Source organism: Winogradskyella aurantia, assembly GCF_002266855.1.
Classification (GTDB): Bacteria; Bacteroidota; Bacteroidia; order Flavobacteriales; family Flavobacteriaceae; genus Winogradskyella; species Winogradskyella aurantia.
The window spans coordinates 347399-366421 of the sequence record NZ_NGJN01000002.1 but is presented as its reverse complement, the minus strand read 5'-3'; the positions used below and the strand labels follow the sequence as shown (position 1 = coordinate 366421).

21 protein-coding genes are annotated in these 19023 nt (G+C 36.7%); 7 read left to right on the top strand and 14 right to left on the bottom strand.

The features are described from left to right. Window positions 1-37 precede the first annotated feature (37 nt). On the top strand, window positions 38-1135 hold the full coding sequence (locus CA834_RS05100; RefSeq protein ID WP_094967589.1) for a T9SS type A sorting domain-containing protein: 1098 nt from the start codon (window positions 38-40) through the stop codon (window positions 1133-1135). Between the two features lie 2 nt (window positions 1136-1137). Here CA834_RS05100 and holA read toward each other — a convergent pair whose 3' ends face one another. Next, complete coding sequence (gene holA, locus CA834_RS05095) at window positions 1138-2142, bottom strand: DNA polymerase III subunit delta (RefSeq protein WP_094967588.1); 1005 nt, start codon at window positions 2140-2142, stop codon at window positions 1138-1140. Window positions 2143-2279: 137 nt separating this feature from the next. Between holA and CA834_RS05090 the strand changes: the two genes are divergently transcribed. The 3 genes from CA834_RS05090 to CA834_RS05080 all read left to right on the top strand — a co-directional run bounded on the left by CA834_RS05090 (window position 2280) and on the right by CA834_RS05080 (window position 4683). After that, entirely contained in the window at window positions 2280-2720 is a 441-nt protein-coding gene (locus CA834_RS05090) for a type I restriction enzyme HsdR N-terminal domain-containing protein (RefSeq protein ID WP_094967587.1), read from the top strand. A 9-nt stretch (window positions 2721-2729) separates the two neighbouring features. After that, window positions 2730-3722: a glycosyltransferase family 2 protein gene (locus tag CA834_RS05085; RefSeq protein ID WP_094967586.1), complete on the top strand. Its 993-nt coding sequence runs from the start codon at window positions 2730-2732 to the stop codon at window positions 3720-3722. A gap of 103 nt (window positions 3723-3825) precedes the next feature. Further along, complete coding sequence (locus CA834_RS05080) at window positions 3826-4683, top strand: OmpA/MotB family protein (protein ID WP_094967585.1); 858 nt, start codon at window positions 3826-3828, stop codon at window positions 4681-4683. A 168-nt stretch (window positions 4684-4851) separates the two neighbouring features. Here the strand turns inward: CA834_RS05080 and CA834_RS05075 are convergent, their stop codons facing one another. From CA834_RS05075 to CA834_RS05055, 5 genes are all read right to left on the bottom strand, one after another. Next, complete coding sequence (locus CA834_RS05075) at window positions 4852-5934, bottom strand: AMP-binding protein (RefSeq protein ID WP_094967584.1); 1083 nt, start codon at window positions 5932-5934, stop codon at window positions 4852-4854. Continuing rightward, on the bottom strand, window positions 5935-6870 hold the full coding sequence (locus CA834_RS05070) for a CPBP family intramembrane glutamic endopeptidase (RefSeq protein WP_094967583.1): 936 nt from the start codon (window positions 6868-6870) through the stop codon (window positions 5935-5937). It abuts the gene before it with no gap. After that, window positions 6867-7907 (bottom strand): o-succinylbenzoate synthase, encoded by a 1041-nt coding sequence (locus CA834_RS05065; protein ID WP_094967582.1) that lies wholly within the window; start codon window positions 7905-7907, stop codon window positions 6867-6869. The genes CA834_RS05070 and CA834_RS05065 overlap by 4 nt, the downstream gene beginning before the upstream one ends. A 92-nt stretch (window positions 7908-7999) precedes the next feature. Beyond that, window positions 8000-8761 (bottom strand): carbonic anhydrase family protein, encoded by a 762-nt coding sequence (locus CA834_RS05060; RefSeq protein ID WP_094967581.1) that lies wholly within the window; start codon window positions 8759-8761, stop codon window positions 8000-8002. Window positions 8762-8793: 32 nt separating this feature from the next. Continuing rightward, window positions 8794-9483, bottom strand: a complete 690-nt coding sequence (locus CA834_RS05055) for a DUF2490 domain-containing protein (protein WP_094967580.1) — start codon at window positions 9481-9483, stop codon at window positions 8794-8796. A gap of 123 nt (window positions 9484-9606) precedes the next feature. Here CA834_RS05055 and CA834_RS05050 point away from each other — a divergent pair, with 123 nt between their 5' ends. Continuing rightward, entirely contained in the window at window positions 9607-10500 is an 894-nt protein-coding gene (locus CA834_RS05050) for a sterol desaturase family protein (RefSeq protein WP_094967579.1), read from the top strand. Between the two features lie 49 nt (window positions 10501-10549). On the opposite strand, the gene CA834_RS05045 is transcribed toward CA834_RS05050, so the two are convergent. The 3 genes from CA834_RS05045 to CA834_RS05035 are packed head-to-tail and all read right to left on the bottom strand — an operon-like array spanning window position 10550 to window position 13021. Beyond that, window positions 10550-11224: a metal-dependent hydrolase gene (locus CA834_RS05045; protein ID WP_094967578.1), complete on the bottom strand. Its 675-nt coding sequence runs from the start codon at window positions 11222-11224 to the stop codon at window positions 10550-10552. Window positions 11225-11260: 36 nt separating this feature from the next. Next, window positions 11261-12166, bottom strand: a complete 906-nt coding sequence (gene menA / locus CA834_RS05040; RefSeq protein ID WP_206186844.1) for a 1,4-dihydroxy-2-naphthoate octaprenyltransferase — start codon at window positions 12164-12166, stop codon at window positions 11261-11263. A 15-nt stretch (window positions 12167-12181) separates the two neighbouring features. Continuing rightward, window positions 12182-13021: a 1,4-dihydroxy-2-naphthoyl-CoA synthase gene (locus tag CA834_RS05035; RefSeq protein WP_094967577.1), complete on the bottom strand. Its 840-nt coding sequence runs from the start codon at window positions 13019-13021 to the stop codon at window positions 12182-12184. Window positions 13022-13157: 136 nt separating this feature from the next. Between CA834_RS05035 and CA834_RS05030 the strand changes: the two genes are divergently transcribed. Further along, entirely contained in the window at window positions 13158-13544 is a 387-nt protein-coding gene (locus CA834_RS05030; protein WP_133085453.1) for a hypothetical protein, read from the top strand. 8 nt (window positions 13545-13552) lie between these two features. Here CA834_RS05030 and CA834_RS05025 read toward each other — a convergent pair whose 3' ends face one another. The 5 genes from CA834_RS05025 to CA834_RS05005 all read right to left on the bottom strand — a co-directional run bounded on the left by CA834_RS05025 (window position 13553) and on the right by CA834_RS05005 (window position 18316). Further along, complete coding sequence (locus CA834_RS05025) at window positions 13553-14383, bottom strand: CvfB family protein (RefSeq protein ID WP_094967575.1); 831 nt, start codon at window positions 14381-14383, stop codon at window positions 13553-13555. A gap of 146 nt (window positions 14384-14529) precedes the next feature. Beyond that, entirely contained in the window at window positions 14530-14868 is a 339-nt protein-coding gene (locus CA834_RS05020; RefSeq protein WP_094967574.1) for a DUF2853 family protein, read from the bottom strand. Window positions 14869-14971: 103 nt separating this feature from the next. Further along, window positions 14972-16732 carry a 2-succinyl-5-enolpyruvyl-6-hydroxy-3-cyclohexene-1-carboxylate synthase gene (gene menD / locus CA834_RS05015; RefSeq protein WP_094967573.1) on the bottom strand — a complete coding sequence of 587 codons (1761 nt, stop codon included), beginning with the start codon at window positions 16730-16732 and terminating at the stop codon, window positions 14972-14974. A gap of 33 nt (window positions 16733-16765) precedes the next feature. Continuing rightward, window positions 16766-17887: a chorismate-binding protein gene (locus CA834_RS05010; protein WP_094967572.1), complete on the bottom strand. Its 1122-nt coding sequence runs from the start codon at window positions 17885-17887 to the stop codon at window positions 16766-16768. Window positions 17888-17890: 3 nt separating this feature from the next. After that, window positions 17891-18316 carry a PaaI family thioesterase gene (locus CA834_RS05005; protein ID WP_094967571.1) on the bottom strand — a complete coding sequence of 142 codons (426 nt, stop codon included), beginning with the start codon at window positions 18314-18316 and terminating at the stop codon, window positions 17891-17893. 45 nt (window positions 18317-18361) lie between these two features. Here CA834_RS05005 and CA834_RS05000 point away from each other — a divergent pair, with 45 nt between their 5' ends. Then, window positions 18362-19003: an alpha/beta hydrolase gene (locus CA834_RS05000; protein WP_094967570.1), complete on the top strand. Its 642-nt coding sequence runs from the start codon at window positions 18362-18364 to the stop codon at window positions 19001-19003. Window positions 19004-19023: the final 20 nt, after the last annotated feature.

Here is a 19023-nt window from a genome sequence, read left to right as displayed (position 1 = left end):
AAAGGAATATCTACATTTAAGACCTAATTTTCATAGAATGAGGTTTACTCTAGTTCTTTTGCTGACCCTAAGTGCTTCCTTTAGTGTAGAAGCTCAGCAATACACGCTAGAAACAACACTAGATAATATGGTAAGTGAAACTTCTGGCCTCATATATATTAATAATACACTTATTACCCACAATGATTCCAGCAATGCCAACGAACTTTATGGTATTGATTTGACCACAGGTAATGTCACAAGAACTGTTACGGTTTCAAATGTAACTAATACGGATTGGGAAGATATAACTTATGATGAAAACTATATTTACATAGGTGATTTTGGAAACTATGATGCCACTAGGACCAATCTCCGTATATTGCGCATCCCAATCGCAGACTATTTTAATAGCACCTCAGTTAGCGCCGAAATAATCAATTTCAATTATTTAGAGCAGACGGATTTTTCCGTGCAAGAATTCAGTACTAATTTTGATGCCGAAGCGCTTATCCATTTCAACAACAAGCTGTATATCTTTACAAAAAATTGGGCTGACCTAAATAGTAATATTTACGAAATACCGAAAACGCCAGGTACATATACTATTTCCCAAATTGACGTCATCCCAAGTGATGGCCTGGTGACAGGCGCTACTCTGGACACGAACCTTAATTCTGTAGTCCTCTGCGGCTATGATTTGAATGGTCCTTTTTTAATTCAACTGAATGATTTGGGTTCTGATCTTTTCTCTAATGCAACCTTTACTAAAACATCGATAAATCCACCCTCTGGTTATTCATTTCAAACAGAAGGTATTACACCACTTAATGGTGTGGAGTACCTAGTTTCTGCTGAAGAAGCTGACTCTTTTCCTCAAGGCCTATATCGTGTTAATTTATCTACTTTAACTAAGGACTCACCTTTCGAGGCTAATACTATCTTAAGTTTTTACCCTAACCCAGCTAAAACAACTATAACGTTGAATAAAAGCAATTGTATAACCAAGATTTATTCGGTTACGGGACAATGTGTCAAAATTTCAGAGGAAACTACCATAGATATTTCCGATTTAGCTGCTGGTGTTTATCTCGTTAAAATAAAAAACGAGGATTTAAATAAAACCCAAATAAAACGGTTAATTGTTGAACACTAAGTTCAATTTAAAATCTTGACCAACAACTCTTTAAGCAAGTCACCTTGAGGTATTGCATTAGCCCCTACACCTTTCCCCTTAACGTCGCATTCTCGTAGCATGGAAATAATTGTACTTACTTTTTTCATAGGGTAATTACGTGCAGCACTGAGATACTCATTTACAAAATAGGGATTAATTCTTAAGGCTGAAGCCACGTTTCTAGGAGACTTATCCTTCATGCCATGTAAGTGCAATAATTGTGAAAAGAAATTAAACAATAAGGCTATGGTCACCACCATTGGATTGTCCTTAGGGTTTTCTGCAAAATACTTAGCGATTTGTTGCGCCTTAACCACATTTCGATCTCCTATGGCCTTGCGCAACTCAAAATTATTGAAATCCTTACTGATTCCAATATTCTCTTCAATATGCTCTGGTGTAATTTGAGTGCCTTCTGGTAGTACTATTTTTAATTTATTGAGCTCGTTCGCAATCTTACTTAAATCTGTCCCTAAAAACTCAACCAACATCTGTGCTGCTTTTGGCGAAATGTTATAATTAGCAGCAGATAGCGTTCGCCTAATCCAATCAGCTACTTGGTTTTCATATAGCTTCTTGCCTTCAAATACAACTCCAGATTTTTGAATGGCTTTATACAACGCCTTACGCTTATCTATTTTCTTGTATTTATAATTTATCACTAAAACGGTAGTTGGCTGAGGATTTGCTGCATAATTAGCCAACTTTTCAATAGTTCTACTCAAGTCTTGGGCCTCCTTTACGATTACCACCTGTCGCTCTGCCATCATTGGATAACGCTTAGCATTACTAATTATATCATCAACACTTACATCGCGTCCGTAGATTACCATTTGGTTAAAACCCTTTTCGGCCTCATCCAAAACAGTTTCTTCAATATAATCTGAAATTTTATCGATATAATACGGCTCTTCCCCCATTAAAAAATAAATGGGTTTGATATCTCCGTTCTTTATTGATAGTGCTAATTGCTTGACTTCGTCCAACCTAGAAAAACTAATACATTTATCCCAAGTCTTAAGTTTAACGGCATAGGAAAATGCTATTTTCTGGAATTTGGGATTTGAAAATTGTGATTTGTGGTATTGTACCTTAAATTTGGTCTGAATCAGTTTTATCGCTTGTGCAAACCCTTAATTTTCCAAAGTTCAACTACCGTTTCAAAAGTACAGAAAATAAAGTTTCTATATTTGATGTCATCCGAAAAAAATTTGTGGTTCTTCAACCTGAAGAATGGGTTCGTCAACACTGCGTGCATTATCTCATGAATGAGAAGACCGTTCCTAAATCTTTAATTAACCTTGAAAAGGAACTCATCATTAACGGCTTAAAGAAACGTTACGATATTATTGTTTACAATAATGATGGTAGCATCCATCTCATTGTAGAGTGCAAAGCTCCGGATATTACAATTGACCAAAAAACCTTTGACCAAATAGCTCGGTATAATTTAGTGTTGGATTCTACTTATTTAATGGTGACCAATGGAATAAATCATTATTATTGCCAAATGGACTACAGTGCAAAACAATATAAATTCCTAGAGGATATTCCAAGCCTCTAAAATTAAAACATGTACAAAACCAAAGATGTAGCGGTTGTTATTTTAAACTGGAACGGTGTGGCGTTATTAGAACAATTTATGCCGTCTGTCATTAAATGTTCAAGTGATGCGACAATCTATGTTATTGATAATGCGTCCACCGATAATTCCATACCATTTTTAAAGACTCATTACCCTCACATAAAGCTTATTGAACTTCAAATCAATGGCGGTTACGCAAAGGGCTACAACGACGGTTTGCAAGCTATTACCGAACCCATCCTCTGTTTATTGAATAATGACGTAGAAGTTACTGATAACTGGCTAACACCAGTGATTGAGGTATTTAGTGGCGATAGTACCACTGTTATTATACAACCAAAATTATTAGATTATAAGGACAAAACCTCCTTCGAGTATGCTGGTGCTGCTGGAGGGTTTATTGATAAATATGGGTATCCATACTGTAGAGGGCGCATTTTCAATACTATAGAGAAGGATAAGGGGCAGTATGACGATCAGAAGAACATTCTCTGGGCCTCAGGCGCTTGTTTCTTTATAAAGAATGAGACTTTTAAGTCATTGGGAGGATTTGATGAGACTTATTTTGCGCATATGGAAGAAATTGATTTGTGTTGGAGAGCATACAATCAAAATTTAACAGTCAAATATGTAGGCACATCGACCGTATATCATTTGGGTGGTGGAACACTGAGCAATACAAGTCCAAAGAAAACCTATCTTAACTTCAGGAATAGCCTCTATACCTTGATAAAAAACACAGATAGTCACGTTCTTGGAAGAACCCTCATTAGAATGCTACTTGATGGTGTTGCTGCGCTTCGTTTTTTGATTAAACTACAACCCAAACATTTTCTAGCTATTCTAAAAGCGCACGGAAGTCTATATATCAATTTGTCTCGGCTTTTAAAACTTCGAAAGGAATTGCCAAAGCGTCCCAATTATTACAGCGTTAACTCCATTGTCTGGTTATATTTTATAAAACGAAAGACTCATTTTTAACTGTTTATAAAACTGTTAAAAAAAGTGTTAATCCATGCCTTTTGAAATTTTCTTTTGTCTAATTTTGAGATGTTATGATTGACAACTTAAACTCTGATTTATTATGAAAAAATTAATGTTACTAAGTGTTTGTTCAATGCTCTTGTTTGCCTCTTGTGTCTCGAAGAAAGAATATTTAGCGCTACAAGAAAAGCAACAAGAAACTCAAGATTTATTGAATAGCGCAACCGTAAAGTTAAACACATGCCTTTCTGATGCTGCCGCAGCAAATGCCCGCGTAGAGACAATGAAAGACCAATTGGCTGATTTACGTAAAGCCAACCAAGATTTAATTGACACCAAAGGAAACTTAACAACGCTAACCCAAAAAGGTGCAGACAATCTTGAAAAGTCTTTAGAAAGTTTAAAGGAAAAGGATTTAAAGATTTCTCGTTTGCAGGACGCCTTAACAAAAAAGGATAGTGTGACATTGGCAATCGTAACTAGTCTTAAGAAAGAAGTAGGCATAGATGACCCAGACATTGAAATCAATGTTGAAAAAGGGGTTGTCTTTATTTCTATTGCAGATAAGTTGCTATTTAAAAGTGGAAGTTATAATGTAACAGAGCGTGCTAAGGAGATTTTAGCTAAAGTAGCTAAGGTTATAAAGAGCAAACCTAATTTTGAAGCGATGGTAGAATCCCACACGGATAATGTACCTTACAGCAAACCACCTTTATTGGACAACTGGGATTTAAGCGTCAAGAGAGCAACCTCTGTCGTAAGAGTCTTAGAAGAACTAGAAGTCAATCCTCAAAAGCTAATTGCCGCTGGTCGCAGTTATCACGTGCCACTAGTTGAAAATGACACTGCTGCTAACAGAGCTAAGAACAGAAGAACTAGAATCATTGTATTACCGAAAATTGATGAGTTCTACGAAATGATTGAAGAAGAAATGAAAAGTTTAACTGCTGGTGAATAACAGCGAGAAGAATTAAACTAAAAGCCCAAGGTAATTCCTTGGGCTTTTTTTATGGCCATATTGTTGACCCAAAGAATCGTTGACCTACCGGTTTGCCCTAAATGTAATTCGGTATAATTGATACACAACCCATTTTTGAAACTTACAATCAACTAAAAAGTTTGAAATCTAACCGATGGCTGCTTTTATGGTCTTATTGCGGTGGATTTTACCGTTCACGGTTTCTACGAACTTATCTACAGCATAGATTGTTTTTGGAACCTCGTAACGTGTAAGCCCTTTTAAATACTTTATTCTATTTCGAATACTATCAATAGAGTCTCTTGGATTCTCTACGATGAGAATGAGTTTTTCACCTAAACCCTCATCATATTCGCTTGCCACGATGAATCGTTCGTCAATAATGGGTTGGAACTTATCTTCAATCTGTTCGGGAAATAACTTAACACCACCTGAATTTATTACATTGTCGAATCGTCCTAGTAGTTGAAAACTGGTTTCTGATTTTAAGTCAACCACATCATTGGTCACCACCTCTTCATCACCCAAATTTGATGCCTTTATCACCAAGCACTTCCTATCATCTTGTCTAAACGTATTGTTAGGAAGGGCATTAAAATATGTATCGCCCTTACCTGCTTTTGACTTTAATTGCCTTACCGCTACATGGGTTATGGTTTCGGTCATGCCATAAGTTTCATAAACCTTGGATTGGCATTGACTGATGCGCTCCTTTAGGGGTTTGGTTACCTTGGCGCCTCCAATAATTATAGTCTTAATATTATGTACGTAGTTAATGGTGTGCTTTAGTTGTAGTGGAATCATGGCACAAAAGTCATAAACCTTCTCGTAATCGAAAATAGGATGCGTACTGGGCTCTACGCAATCCATCTCAAGTCCCAAAATCATGGCACGAACCAACATCATCTTACCAGCTATATAATGGCTTGGCAAACAATCCATAGCTGTATGACCAGGTTCTAATCCAAAAAAGTTTCCTGTCGCTAAAGCAGAGTTTACCATCGCCTGCTTTTTCAGTTTTATCGCCTTCGGTTGACCGGTAGAACCTGATGTATTTACCATTAAGAAATCATCATCGTTTAACCAATCAATTAAAAAATTGCCCGTATGCTTCTCATAGGGTTCGCCTTCTTTTATAAGGCTGTAGGCTACTTCCTTTAAATCTTCATGATCAAAGTGAAGTCCATTAAATTTAAAACGATTATGAATCTTGTCGTAAGTGGGAGTCATCTATTCAATAATTTTATAGTTCTCTTTAGGCGGTTCTTCAACCTTACCAAAAAGATGTGTTTTCCAATTAGACCATTTATAGCGCTTTGCCAAAATGAGTAACATTATAGGATATACAACTAATACAGGTATAAGAATCTCTGAAATTAAACTCATGGATGGTTCGGCAGTACTTCTAAAAATAGCATCTGTTTGCAGCGCTGTCCAGTCTGCCGTAACCAATAAAGACGCCAATAAATTGTTCCCTAGGTGAAAGCCAAGGGCCAATTCCAAGCCCTCATCCATTAAAGTCATGATTCCCAGCAATAAACCCGTACCTATGTAAAAAATCATCATTTTCCAAAAACCTATGGCAGCTACTTCTGGATTAGCGCTATGGGCTATACCAAATAGTATAGAAGTAAGTATTAAAGGAAACCACTTATTCTTAACCATAACGCCGATGTGTTGCATCAAATAACCTCTAAACAAGTATTCCTCTAACCCTATTTGAAATGGAAAAAGAATTATACTAATTAGAAATAAAACAGCAAATTTGGCAGGGTCAAATTGAAACACTAAGTCTGAGGAATCAATACTGTAACCAATGAAAAACGTGACCAAAGTAAATGTAGCCACCATCATAAAGGCAAAAAATATACGGCCAAAATCTACTTTCGCCCTAGTTGTCGTCAAGGATAAAATACTCCGTTGGTGCATAAATTTAACCAATATAAAAAGTAAGGCCAAGAGAAAAGCAAAGGGTATAAGGTTGATTATTAGGGAAATATTTGATGGTATTTGCTTCATTAATTCGTAAGCCTGGTCCAACTCTGAAGGATCTGTAAAGAGATAAAAGACAAAATTGACCAGAAAAATACCACCTACAACACAGGCGGTGATTAAAAACATCCAGAATTCGCGATGTCCTTTGTATGCTAATTGTATATAATTCATTCGTATAAGTTAAAGTTCCAATTCTTCTCTAAATCATATTGCAAAGTACCATTTTTTACCTTTAATGGCGAATCAAAATTATTGGTAAATAATCCACCAGTGCCCAAACCTTGAGGCATGCTGTTATTTAAAGTAAAGGTCCATTGCGCAATGGCATTTAAGCCTATGTTACTCTCTAAAGCACTGGTAATCCACCACTTTGTATGTAAATCTTCAGCTATATCTATCCATTCCTGGCTTCCTGAATACCCACCCACAAGACTTGGTTTTACTATAATGTACTGTGGTTTAATAGTTTGAAGAAGCTGCTCTTTTTCGGCATGACTAAAAACACCTATTAACTCTTCGTCTAAGGCAATGGGCAATGGTGATTGCGCGCAAAGTTGCGCCATAGCTTCAATTTGTCTTGGTTTTATGGGTTGTTCTATGGAATGTAATTGGTAATCTGAAAGGCGTTTTAATTTCATCAGGGCTTCGTCCACTGCAAATGCGCCATTGGCATCTACACGCAATTCTATATCCGACACAGAAAACTCCTTTCTTATGGATTTCAAAATATTTAATTCCGTGTGGAAGTCTAAAGCGCCAATTTTTAGTTTTATGCAATCAAAACCAGATTCAATTTTTTCTTTAATCTGTTGGCGCATAAATTCTTCAGTGCCCATCCAGACTAAACCATTTATTGGAATGTTAGCTAAACCGTTTGTAAAATCAGATGGAAACAAGACATACGGGTTGCTCGCTTCCAGGGATTTTAAGGCCATCTCTAGTCCAAAAAAGATACTTGGCCATTCAGTGAGCTCATTAGACAGTGCCTCCAGGCCGTTATCTATATTTTCGCAGACCCATTTTAATTTAGCCTCGTAATTAGCGCGGTCATCAATAGATAGACCCCTTAAAATACCACACTCGCCAATACCAGTTTTGCCATCTTTTTCAAGAATGATAAACCAGGTTTCCTTAGTGGTCATAACCCCTCTGGATGTTCCACTAGGTCGCTTAAATTTTAGAATAAACTTATGGTAATTGGCTTTCATAACAATACTCAAAAATAAACTATTTTAACCAACAATGGCATCATAAAATTGATGCCATTGTAACTAACCAACCAATCTATTTATGAAGAAACTTACATAAATTTAACTTTACCTGTAGCCATATCATAGACCGCAGCAACAATCTTAATCTTGCCTTCCTGCTCTAAAGCAGCCATTTTAGGTGATGTGATACGAATATCTTCCACAGTCTTTATGGCATTCATCTTTATAACACTATTTGTAAACGCTTCGTTCTTTGAAGATATCTCGCCATTGACCTCAGTCGCAACAACCGAAGGTTTAATTTCATTAAGCAGGTCTTGTAGAGCATTCATCTCCATAGAAGCTGCGTCCGTATTATCAATGGCGTGTTTTACCGCACCACATGCAGTATGACCTAGCACAATAACCAACTTAGAACCCGCTACTGCCGTTGCAAATTCCATAGAGCCGACAATGTCCTTATTCTCGATATTACCTGCTACACGAGCCACAAAAATATCACCTATTCCCAAATCGAAGACGTCTTCTACAGGGACTCTGCTATCTACGCAGGATAAAACAATGGCTTTTGGATACTGACCAATCATAGCCATCCGTCTTTGCTCGGAATGGTCACGCTGGGTAAGATTGTTACTCACAAAGTTTTCATTGCCTTTTTTGAGACGACCTATAATTTCATCAGGACTCATACCTGCCTGCTCCTCTGCTGTGAGTATACTTTTTATTGGTGCTTGAGCCACTTCCATCATGTCATTTGATTCGGTTGTAACCTCTTTTTTTACAGTACCTTCACAGGATACAAATCCAATCGCTAGACCTGCGATACCTAATACTTTAAACCACTTTTTCATATTAAATTATATATTAATTGTTTACTATTTATTTAAAAATTATGATGCATACTTAGTTGCCACTGTCCTTTTCCCCAATTTTCCGTCTTCTGATTCATCCAGCCCAATTGAAATCTGATAGTGGGATTTAAAACATAACCCATGCCTAAATAGGTTCTATTTCTATCAAATAATTCTACAGTTCTATTATCACCTATGTCCATTTGACCATTGATAAATAATTCGTTATATAAGGCGGCATAAATAGCCTTTGGCGTTAGGTCTTTTTTATTCAAGGGCATATTTAAAAATAAATTATAGCGGTAACGTGTTCTGAAGTCTTGATTTTCAACAAAGCGCTGTTCATACCTAAAACGATGTGCTAGGTAAAACCGATTGCCTAACTTCTGAGGTATTAGTGCTTCTTGGTAAATACGATGTTCACCAAACGTGTCGTCACTTTCACCAAATTGCCCAGTAGTGATATTGGCATAGCCAAGTGTAAACATTACACCACTGTCTTTTGGAGTAAATGTTAAACCAGAACGTAACATTAGTTGTTCCATATCACCTATACCCTGCCAATCGCGATATTGAAAATCACCTTGAATCCCAAACTGACTCTCTTTGAATTGATGATTATAGAAATACATATACCACGCGCCTGTTTGCGACTCATCTACTTGAGCATAGCTATTATAAAGACAGGCAAACAAGACTAGAAGTAAAAGCTTTAATTTCATAAGTAATCAATTCAATTGCAAATATAATAGTAATACTTTCATTGTTAAAAATCTTACAAATTATTTAACTAATAATTAACGCATATCAGTATTATAAAAAATCTTATTTTTAGGGAAAAACTGATGCCAGACTTTCCCAACATAATTCTATACGCTATTCCTTTCTTTATTATGGCAATGCTCTTAGAGTTGTATGTAACGACAAAACAGCGCATTAAAACCTATGAGGCAAAGGACGCCTTTTCCTCAATTGCCATGGGTTTAGGCAATGTGATTCTGGGGTTTGGAAGTAAGGCTTTGGTTTTATTGGTGTTCTTTTGGATTTATGATACATACAGGGTTTTTGAGATTCCCATTGCTTGGTGGTCTTTTATACTTCTATTTTTTGCGGATGATTTTTCCTATTATTGGTTTCATCGCATATCACATCGTTGTCGTTTATTCTGGGCATCGCATGTTGTTCACCACTCCTCTGAGCACTATAATTTAAGTACCGCTCTAAGGCAAACGTGGTCGGGTAGCTTTTACACATTTATATTTTGGCTATGGTTACCTTTATTAGGTTTTCATCCAGCTATGATACTTTTGCAAATGTCCATAAGCTTATTGTATCAGTTTTGGATTCATACCGAAGCTATTGATAAAATGCCAAAATGGTTTGAAGCTATTTTCAATACACCTTCGCACCATAGGGTTCACCATGGGAGTAATCCCATTTATTTAGACCGCAACCATGCTGGTATTTTAATTATCTGGGATAAGCTATTTGGCAGTTTCCAACCAGAACTTGAAGATGAAAAAGTAACTTATGGTTTGGTTAAAAACATCAAGACCTATAATCCTGTAAAAATTGCTTTTTTGGAATGGTGGTATCTTTTTAAAGATGCTTTTTTAGGTAAAAAGTCCTTAAAACATCGCCTCTTATATCTTGTGAGACCTCCTGGGTGGAAGCATGACGGTTCAGGAAAGGTATCAGAGGATTTACGTGAGGACTGGTTATCACGGCGCCTAAAATAGCTTTATCTGATTTTTTGTAAAGCGCACTGAGATATCCTTTTGGACATACCTAAACATCCATGCTCTCACCAATATCTAATAAAATAAGTTTTTTTAGTTTCGAATCGAACTTGGCCTTTGCTCTTGGTTTATCTATTTCAATATAGCCGAAGGTATCGTAATGACAGCCTAAAATCTGGTCACAATCGACATAGCGACTTGCTTGAATTGCATCCTCTGGTCCCATGGTAAAATTATCGCCAATAGGTAAAACGGCTAAATCTAAATCAAAACGTTTGCCTATTAAGCGCATATCGTAGTTCAGAGCCGTATCGCCTGCTATATAGATAGTCTTTTCAGATTGTATTACAAATCCTCCTGGATTACCACCATAAGTACCATCGGGAAATGATGATGAGTGAATGGCATTAACATATTTTAATTTTCCAAAATCAAACTCCCAAGACCCACCATGGTTCATGGGGTGTCCCTTAAGTCCTAAATTTTGATAATGAACAACAATTTCATAATTGGAAACAATTACGGCTCCCGTTCGTTTTGCGATGGCTTCTACATCTAAGGTGTGATCTTCATGGGCATGGGTCACCAAAATATAATCCGCCTCAATTTTATCCATATCAATATGGGACGCCTTTTCATTTCCTGAAATAAACGGATCTACCAAAATATTGATATCCTTAATTTGTATACCTAAACAAGAGTGGCCGTAATACGTAATCTTCATTATAACTGATTTTTAGGATTAAATATACCTCTAAAATTAATACAAAATATAGCCAATACCTAACAATAATGAAAAGAGAAATGTTGATAGGGCCAAAACCTTAAGCTGGGCATCAAAATCAGATGCAGAATTTGCCTTTTTAATCTTAATAATATGCATGGTCAACGGAATAAAAGCCAAGAGATATAAAAAATTATAAGGCTCTACGTAATATAAAATTGAAAAAACCAATGTGATGACCATGGCACCGATTATTAAAAAGAAATGATAAGCCTTAGCCCTGCTTAAACCCAGTTTCACCGCCATGGTTATTTTTCCTACTTTTCGGTCTGATTCTATATCACGCATATTGTTTAAGTTTAAAACACCAACACTTAATAAGCCTAAAGCTATAGCTGGCAATACAACAACGTGATTTATCGTGTGCATATACAATAAGTAACTCCCTGCTGTACTGAGCAAACCAAAGAAGATGAATACAAAGATATCGCCCAATGCTCTATAGCCGTATGGTGAATCTCCCATGGTATAATTCAAAGCTGCATAAACCGACAGCCCCCCTAGAAACACAAATAATAATAAAAACAAAAAGTTTGTCGGTCCAAAAGCAGCCCAAATAAGGGCTAGCGTAAGGATAATAATAAGGACAATATTGGTTTTTATGGCCTCAAGCATATCGTCTGGTGTAATCTCACCACTTTGAATGGCTCTTTTTGGGCCAACTCGATCTTCATTATCGGTGCCTTTTACACCATCACCATAATCGTTCGCTAAATTGGATAGTATCTGAAGACTAATAGTAGTTAAAATAGCCAGAACCATGACCCACCAGTTGAACTTGCCATTGTAAATAGCAAAACAAGTGCCTAAAATTATTCCTGAAACAGATAGCGGTAGTGTTCTTAAGCGCATGGCCGAAAGCCAAGGTCTAATATTCTTCATAAAACTTAAGTAGGTTTACGGAATCCATTTTTTATTGAAATTGGGTTTACGTTTTTCAAGGAAAGCGTCACGGCCCTCTTTGGCTTCATCTGTCATATAAGCTAATCGTGTTGCTTCACCTGCAAATACCTGCTGGCCTACCATGCCATCATCAGTAAGGTTCATGGCAAACTTCAACATCTTTATTGATATAGGGGATTTTGCTAATATTTCCTGTGCCCATTCATAGGCTGTCTGTTCTAATTCCGCATGTGGAATTACCGCATTGACCATTCCCATTTCAAAGGCCTCCTGTGCCGAATAATTTCTGCCTAAAAAGAAAATCTCTCTTGCTTTTTTCTGACCAACCATTTTGGCTAGATAAGCGGAGCCATAACCTCCATCAAAACTTGTAACATCAGCATCCGTTTGCTTAAATATAGCGTGCTCTTTACTGGCCAGTGTCAAATCACAAACCACATGTAAACTATGACCACCGCCAACAGCCCAACCGGGAACCACTGCTATAACAGCCTTAGGCATAAATCGTATTAGACGTTGTACCTCAAGGATATTTAGGCGATGATAACCATCATCTCCAACATATCCCTCATGCCCTCTAGCTTTCTGATCTCCACCCGAACAAAAACTCCAGATACCGTCCTTGGTAGATGGCCCCTCCGCACTTAATAAAACCACACCTATATTTACGTCCTCATTAGCATCGTAGAAAGCATCATAGAGTTCAGATGTTGTCTTTGGGCGAAAGGCATTTCTTACATCTGGTCTATTAAAAGCAATGCGCGCAACACCATTACATTTATGGTAGGTGATATCTTCATAGGACTTTGCAACTTTCCATTTGATTTGGCTCATACTTATCAACGATTTAACCGCAAAAATAAGGAATTAATAATAATGCCATAAGGCTATTTTTTGTTTGAATTTATGAGGTACTCGCAATATCTTTGCCCGCTCAATAGTTGATATGACCATAAAAAATTCTAGTATTTTGAATAACACGCACCACCACTACAAAACTAATCTGGGTGATGTGTTTTTCTTTGACCATTATTTTATTGCTGAGTTCAAAGAAGGATTGGATATTGATTACTCCAGTTTCGAAGAAATACATGGACTTATCAAAAAACATTACGGGAATTCACCTTTTGCTTTTATTGCAAATCGGATTAATTCGTATTCAATTGTACTCCCTGATGCTGCAAGGTTTAATACCACCTTTCCCAATTGTAAGGCATATGCTATAATAGCCTATTCAGCAATTACTGAAAAGATTTATCAAATAGAAAACCACTTTTTTCATTTTAATAGGCAAATTTTTAGCAATATCCATGAAGCTATAATTTGGGTTGAAAGCTCATTGCATCCTAAGAAATAAAACACTATTTATTTCAAATAAATACCATCTGCCTTTATCTCTATCTGACGATTCTTATATAAAGAGCCTATTGCCTTTTTAAAACTTTTTTTACTCATTTGAAGCAATTCCTTGATTTGGTCTGGGCTAGATTTATCATGCAAGGGAAGAAACCCACTGTTATCCTCAAGCGCGTTTAAAATCAATTCTGCGGTGGGCTCAATATTACGGTAACCAATTTGATTTAAGGAGATGTCTAATTTGTTATCACTGCGCACTTTTTTTACTATGCCCTTGAGACGATCACCCACTTGGATATCCTTAAAAATATCATCCTTATAAATTAAGCCTAGATGCTTTTTGTTAACAATAACATTCATTCCTATTTCTGACGGGTGAGAGACAATTAAGTCTACTTCTTCAAATTGCGAAACGGTTAAGTCTTTATTATCCAAAAACCTGTTGGTCTTGCTTGAAGCCACTAAGCGCTCTGTTTCTTCGTCTAAATAACAGTGCACCAGATACCAACCTCCCGCCTTCATTTTAAAGGCTTGTTCTTTAAACGGACAAAATAATTCCTTTACCAAACCCCAATCTAGAAAGGCACCGTACTTATTTATTTGATTACATCGTAAAAGAGCAAAACCGTCTTTGGTTATATAAGGTTTGTCTGTTGTAGCCACGGGGCGTTCTTCATTGTCTAAATAGACAAAGACCTTTAGCTTATCTCCAATTTCAAAAGCTTCCGGCACATAGCGGTTTGGTAATAACACTTCGTTCTCTTCGTCATCACCCAAAAACAAGCCTGGCTCCGTGTCTCTTAATATTTCAAGTGTATTATATTCTCCTAATTTAATCATAACACAAAGGTAGATATAAAACCATGAGAATTTAATTATTGCTCTTAAAATAAGTCATCCAAGTGGACCTCAATGGCATAAATGATTAAATAAAAAACGCCAACAATATCAAATTGTGGCGCTCTACGACTTTTAGCAAGATACGATTAGTAAACCGAAGCTTTATTAAAATGCTTTACCAACAAATAATAGACTACAGCTCTGTATTTATTTCTATTGGACTGACCATAGGTGTCTAACACGGAAGAAATTGCTCCATCTAAATCGGCACTCTCTGAAAGGCCTAACTTTTTAATCAAAAAATTGTGCTTTACCGTCGCTAACTCCTTTTCGTCAGAACCAGAAACCGTTGACGAATCTGCGTTGTAAATAGAGGGGCCCAAACCAACGGTCACTTTGGTTAGCAAATCCATATCAGGATTTACACCACATTTATCTTTTAAATCAGCCGCGTATTTAGCGATTAACTCATCTCTTTTACTCATTGTATTAAATTTTTAAGATTAACTTCAATATCAACTAAATATAACTAAAATTTGGCACATTCTAAAGGAAGACGTCTCTTTAAAAAGAAATTTGACCTAATGATTATTTTATAAAATCAAAGTAGTCCAATAATATGCTATCATTATCGCGCGACGGTGTAAACACCTCTAGAAGTCGAGGTTTTTTTGATGTACTAAAAAATGATTTTAATTCATTCTCTAGATTAGTTTTATCAGCCACGCTATAATATTCTATATCAAACATGTGGCACAACTGTTTAGCGTTAAGTGTATGCTTGGTTTCAAAAAATGTATCAAAGTTGTCTGTATTCTTGTGACCTGGTAGAATCCTGAAAATTCCTCCACCTTGGTTATTGACAACAATAATCCTGAAGGTATTAGGTATATAATTATTCCATAAGGCATTACTATCATAGAAAAAACTAAGGTCACCCACAATAAAGGTCGTTCGCTCATTTGTAGCGACCGAAGCACCAATAGCTGTGCTTGTACTGCCGTCAATACCACTAGTACCCCGGTTACAAAACACCTTAATATCCTTTCGAAGCTGAAATAACTGGGTATACCGTATGGCTGAACTATTGCCAACTTGCAGTTGACTTTGTTTTGGGACAGCCTTTAGAATAAGATCGAAAGCGGCAAAGTCTGAAAAAGGAATAGTTTCCAAATACCTTTGATGCTCTTTTCGCCGTTTAGCTCGTACAGTCAACCAATGTCGTTTATAATCACTTTTCGTATGGTGCGAAATCAGCGGCATAAATTTTTCAAAAAATGTGTTTGGTCTTACCCTGAAATGCTCTTCAAGACAAAAAAAAGTATCATTTGCATTATGAGGACCAACATGCCAATGATGTTTTGGTTTGTACTGACGCAAAAAAGCTTTTATTTTTTTTGATACTACCATCCCTCCCAAAGTCAACAATACATCTGGTTGAAGGGCTTTAAACTCTTCGGCTTTAAGTGGTGCAATAATCTTATCAATACCAGGGAAAAAATCTGGGTGATGTAAATTTGACGTCGTTTCGGTAAAGACCAAAACACTATCATCATCAGCGAGCTCCTGTAACCACTTATCTTCTATAGAATTAGGCGCAAGAACACCCACTAAAATCATTTTACGTTTGGCGTGGTGCCAAATATCTATACAAGGCCTAAGTTCAAATTCATCGATATTTTGGTTGCGATTGGGGAGCTTATAGGGCTTAGGCTTAATACTTAAATCTTTAACTGTATCATATAAAGGCTCGTCAAATGGAATATTAATGTGCACTGGGCCCGAATGCAATGCGCTCTGGTTCAATGCTTCATGAATTTCCGATTCGTTATATGCTTGTATATCTTTTTGCAACCCTAAAATACGCTCTAATTTATTCTCAATGGATTTAAAAATGGGAACCTCGTCTTGCTTAGGGTTTTTGGCCTCATCCCGAAGATCTAATTTTAGATTTGCCGAAAAATGAACATGCTCCCCATAAACATTCTTTTGTTTTATGGTTTGCCCATCACCAATATCAACTAAATGTTTCGGTCTATCTGCCGATAAAACAACTAGTGGAATATCACTGTAATAAGCTTCTGATATGGCGGGATAATAATTCAATAACGCGCTTCCAGAGGTACAAACCACAGCAACAGGCTTTTGTGTTTGCTGCGCAATGCCAAGTGCGAAAAAAGCAGCGCAGCGCTCATCGACAATACTAAAGCATTTAAAAAAGTCATCATTGGTAAAGCCTATAGTCAGAGGCGCATTTCTGCTTCCTGGAGAAATCACGACATGTTCAATATTATGCCATTTACATAAGGTTACGACCGTTTGGGCTAAAGGAATCTTAGAATAATCCATCAACAAACAAAAGTAATAAATTAACCCTGTTTTTTATCTTAAGACATTGCTAATTGTCTTTGCCTTATTAGAGGTTTCCTCCCATTCATTTTCTGGAACAGAATCCTCGGTAATGCCTCCACCAACATATACTAAAACTTTATCGTCCTTAATTTGCATACAGCGTAAATTGACGTAGAAATTAGAATTGGTTTTAACAGATGCATAAGCATTATTCTCGACATTACGTCTGTTGGTATTTCTGTTCATTCTTTGTTTTAAATTAAGTTCACCCAAAAAGCCCGTGTAAAACTCGCGCTCATACCCTTCATGACTCAGTATAAAATCCTTGGCTGTTTGTTTGGGAAATCCGCACACGGCGGGAGTTGGATGCAAGGCTTCGATAATCAATTTTAATTTTGATGTTGAATGCAAAACACTTGTTACCCGAGTTTTAAGATGCCATAAATTACCCGCTTTTATAGATTCGGTTTCCGAAATTTTGGTTTGGGCTGAATATAGTGATACCTGCTCGGCTATGTAATCGGTGACAATTTGCTGTTCTTGCAGTTCTTTCGATGTCCAGGTGGGATCACTATTATCTTTGTAAGGCTGAGTTCCAGCTAATGAAATTGCTGTTAATTGACTTCCTTCTACCTTAAATAACAATTCAGGTGTCGCCCCTAACCACAAACCAACCTTGGGATGATACCAGCAATACACCATGGCATTTTTGTAGGTGTTGAATAAGCGTTTAAAGGTTTCAATTGGATTAATCTGATCTGCTGGTCTAGATTCAACTCGAGACAACACCACTTTTTTAAGCGGTCCTTTATTGATAGCTTCAACGGCCTCGGAAACTAGATTCACATGCGCTTGCCTTGAGGTATTATTTGTTGAAAACGTTGTAATAGCCAATGGGTCTACATCAAGTTGATTGACCTCTAAAATTTGATGTTCACATTTATCCTGAGGAAAAACGATTGCTGGGTCATTTAAATCAAATGGAGCGAACACAAAACCACTTTCCTCAAATAAATTAGTTCGGTGTAATGCGGCATCCTTTTGAAGCCAACATTTTATAATTGAATTAATTGGTCTACTGTAAACTACAAAAGGTAGATCATTAGCAAATTGTTTTTCTAAATCTTTAAAAAACGAATTGACTTCAGACATTATCTAGTTAGCTTTTGGCAATGATATCGTTGATAACCTACAAATAGAAATTAAAGTATCAGCTTCATCCGTGATTTTTATATCCAAAAGCTGAGTGGTGCGTCCTTTGTGCAAAAAGGTGGCCTTAGCATACACAAATCCGGATTTTACACTTTTGAGATGATTTGCGGTTATTTCCAATCCACGAACAAAAAATTTATCTGTATCGATAAATATGTGTGACGCAAAACTTCCAACACTTTCTGCCAAAGCAGCGGTTGCACCACCGTGAAGAATACCATCTGGCTGGTGCACTTTGTTGGTGACTGGCATTCTAGCGATTAAATAGTCATCTCCAAAATCAACAATCTCAATATCCAAGGTTTCCATCAAGGTGTTTTTACTAACGGCATTGATCTGGGCCAAAAAATCTTCTTTAGATTTTTGCATAGAAATACAGTATTTTTAAAGTCGATTGCAAAGATACTTAGAATAATGAATTCCACCGAAAAAGAAATAAACTACACTAACCATAACTCCTATTCTACTTTAAACACTTTATCGCAACGGACAAAGACTATCTGGTTTGCCTGTCATGGCATGGGTTATTTAAGTCGTTATTTTTTAAGGTATTTTAAAGGGTTGGATGCTGAAAAGAATTATATCATTGCCCCTCAAGCCCCAAGCAAATACTATATACAGCCCAAGATGTATGTCGGTGCTAATTGGCTCACAAAAGACAATACGGCAACCGGCATGAAAAATATCATAAATTATTTTGATGCTATTTTTAAGGAGGAAAAATTACCCCCAAAAGATAAATCCTTTATCATTTTCGGCTACTCCCAAGGTGTTAGTGTAGCTATGAGATATATGGTAAAGCACAACATCCAGTGCGACCAATTGGTTATTCATTCCGGTGGTATCCCCAAGGAGTTGGTGTCCAAAGATTTTGAGTATTTATCGGAAAATACCAAAGTAAAACTCATCTATGGTACTGAGGATGAATATTTAAATGAAGAACGTATAGCACAGGAAACCGATACGGCTCTAAGATTATTTGGTTCGCGTTTGACCATTCTTCCCTTTACAGGAAAACATGTAGTAAATGTAGATTATATCAACGATTTAGTATAAAACCTTACATTAAAAAGAAA